Source organism: Isoptericola sp. NPDC060185 (genome assembly GCF_042728595.1).
GTDB lineage: Bacteria > Actinomycetota > Actinomycetes > Actinomycetales > Cellulomonadaceae > Isoptericola.
The window spans coordinates 8,924-11,499 of sequence record NZ_JBHWYY010000105.1 but is presented as its reverse complement, the minus strand read 5'-3'; the positions used below and the strand labels follow the sequence as shown (position 1 = coordinate 11,499).

Genomic DNA, 2,576 nt, shown 5'->3' with positions numbered 1-2,576 from the left:
CCTCGCGGCCCGCGCGGAGCCTGTCGCCGACGCCGCGCAGCGCGGTCGAGACGGTAGCCATCACGCCGGCGTCGTCGCCGGGGTGCCCGACCGCGGGAGGCGCGGGCGGGGCCGGCGCGACCGGGGGCGGGGGCGGCGGCGCGAGGGTCGCGACCGGGGCGCCGTACGTCGCGGTGGTGGCGACCGGAGGCGCGGCGTACGCCGCGGTGGTCGCGACGGCCGGGGGCATCGTCGCGACGGCGGTGGGCGCGGCGGCGGCCGGGACGGGCGCCATGACGGTGGTCGCCTCGGCCGGCGTCTCGGGCCGCGCCGGGCGCGTGGCGGTCAGGGCGTCGTCCACCCAGTAGTCCCAACCCTGGGGCGCGGGCGGCCACGCGGGGTCGGGGACCCACCCGGCGTCGGGCCGGAATCCGGGGGGAACCTGCCACCCCGGGGGCGGGTTGAAACGCACAGCCATGACACTCCTCCGTCGTCGAGCGGCACCCACTATGGCGGAAACCGTCTGCCCAGGTCCATGCCGGTCCGCGCCCGACGGCGCCCGGAGGGGGTCCCGACCGGGGCGTCAGGCCCCGGGGAGGTGCTTGCGGTAGCGCGCCAGGACGGCGCCGGTCGAGACGGCCCCGAGGACCACGAGGGCCACGAACAGCTGCCCCGTCGTGAACGGCGGGGTGATCGCCGCCATCACCGCAGGCGTGAGGAACCCGGCGTACGCGACGGCGTAGAACACGCCGGTCAGCCCGGCCAGGTGGCGCGGCCCGGCGATGCGCTGGACCTCCAGGAGCGCCGAGGACAGGCCGATCCCCATGCCGGCGCCCGCGACCACGGCGGCGCCCACGCCCCACCACGGACCGCCGGTCGTGACGGTCAGCCCCACGCACGCGACGGCCACGGTGAGCAGGCCGACCGCGACGGCGAGCCCGCGCGCGCTGTCGACGGCGTCGAGGCGCTTGGCCGCCGGCTGCACCACCGCGGCGACGCCGAGCGCGACCACGGTGACGAGCGTGGCGTACGCCACGCCGAGGCCCTGCGTCTGGTCGCGCAGGAGCACCGGCGCGTAGCCGTAGGCGAGGGCGGCGACCACGAAGATCCACGGCGCGACGACGGCGACCACGCCGGTGAAGCGACGATGGCCGGCCGCCGGGACGCGGAGGCCGCGCCACCACGGCCCGGGAGACCCGCCGAACGCGACGGTCTCCGGCGTGCGGAGCACGACCAGCAGGAACGGCGCCGTGACGACCAGGTGCACGACGAACGGCAGCACCTCGGGCCACGGCCCCCACTGCGCGAGGCTGCCGGCGACGAGCGCCCCGACGGCGGACCCGAGCGTGAACGCGAGCGACGCGCGTCGCGCGCCGGACCCGGAGTCGGCGTCGCGGTCGAACGGGACCTGCGACAGCTCCTTGAGCCAGCTCGTCCCGACCGACGTCGCCGTCCCGACCGTGATCCCGGCGAGCAGCCGCCCGACGTAGATCGGCACCGGGCCCAGGAAGCCGAGCGCGAGGACGGCGCTGGCCGCCATCGCGCAGACGGTGCCGACGAGCATGACGGGGCGGCGCCCGAACCGGTCCGACAGCGTCCCCGCGACGAGCAGCGCAGGCGCGAGGCCGAGCACGTACACGCCGAGGAACGCGTTCACGGTGGCGTCGCCGTAGCCCTGCACCTGTTCGTACATGAGGAGCACGGGGGTGAACTGGTTGCCCGCCCAGGAGCACACGAACAGCGCGGCGAACGCGCCCAGCCAGCTGCGCCTCACAGGATGCCCCGGTGCCGGCGCACGTGGTCGTGCAGCAGGTCGCAGTAGGCGTCGGCGTCGCCCTGCTCGACGGCGGCCAGCATGGCCTCGTGCTCGGCGAGCGCGGCGGCGACCTCCTGCGGGCCCACGTGCAGGTGCTGGTACATGAGGCGCAGCTGCCGGTCGCGCAGCAGCCCCATGAACTGCACCGCGGTCTGGTTGCGCGACGCCCGCACGAGCACGCCGTGGAACGCGGAGTCGGCCGTGGCGAACGCGTCGACGTCGCCCTGCGTGGCCGCCGCCCGCTGGCGCTCGACGTGGGCCCGCAGCTCCTCGACGACCGCGTCGGCGGGGCGCCCGTGCGCCAGAGCGCGGCGCGCGGTGGAGCGCTCCACGGCCTCGCGCATCTCCAGCACGTCGCGCGCCTCGTCGGGGGCCATGGGCACGACGGCGGCGCCGCGGCGGGGCGCGACGGCGAGCAGCCCCTCGGTGTCGAGGCGCAGGAACGCCTCGTGCACGGGGGTGCGGCTGATGCCCAGCTCGGCGGCGATGTCGCCCTCGGCGAGGAGGTGCCCGCCGGGCACCTCGCCCGAGAGGATCTTCGCCTTGGTGAGCCGGTAGGCGCGCTCGGCGGCGCTGGGGGGCGGCGACGTCGGGGCCGCGCTGGAGGTGGTCACCCGGGGCAACCTACGCTTGCATCCATCTTGCATGCAAGGCGCGGCGTTCGGCCCCGGAGGGTTGTGAGCGGGCGTTTGGCCCCGGACGGGGGGGACCCCGGGCCAAATCCCCCGCACCAAGCGCACGGGGTGGGGGTGGTGCGCCCCGGGATTGACGGGGGGATGTT

2 protein-coding genes and 1 pseudogene are annotated in these 2,576 nt (G+C 76.8%); all 3 read right to left on the bottom strand.

Translation table 11 applies throughout. From position 1 onward, the window contains the following. Positions 1-457, bottom strand: a pseudogene (locus tag ACFWDO_RS20115) (hypothetical protein); the annotation flags it as partial. Positions 458-562: 105 nt separating this feature from the next. Beyond that, positions 563-1,753: an MFS transporter gene (locus ACFWDO_RS20110; RefSeq protein ID WP_380319620.1), complete on the bottom strand. Its 1,191-nt coding sequence runs from the start codon at positions 1,751-1,753 to the stop codon at positions 563-565. Beyond that, positions 1,750-2,409 carry a GntR family transcriptional regulator gene (locus ACFWDO_RS20105; RefSeq protein WP_380319623.1) on the bottom strand — a complete coding sequence of 220 codons (660 nt, stop codon included), beginning with the start codon at positions 2,407-2,409 and terminating at the stop codon, positions 1,750-1,752. Before ACFWDO_RS20105 ends, ACFWDO_RS20110 begins: the two co-directional genes overlap by 4 nt. Between the last annotated feature and the right edge of the window lie 167 nt (positions 2,410-2,576).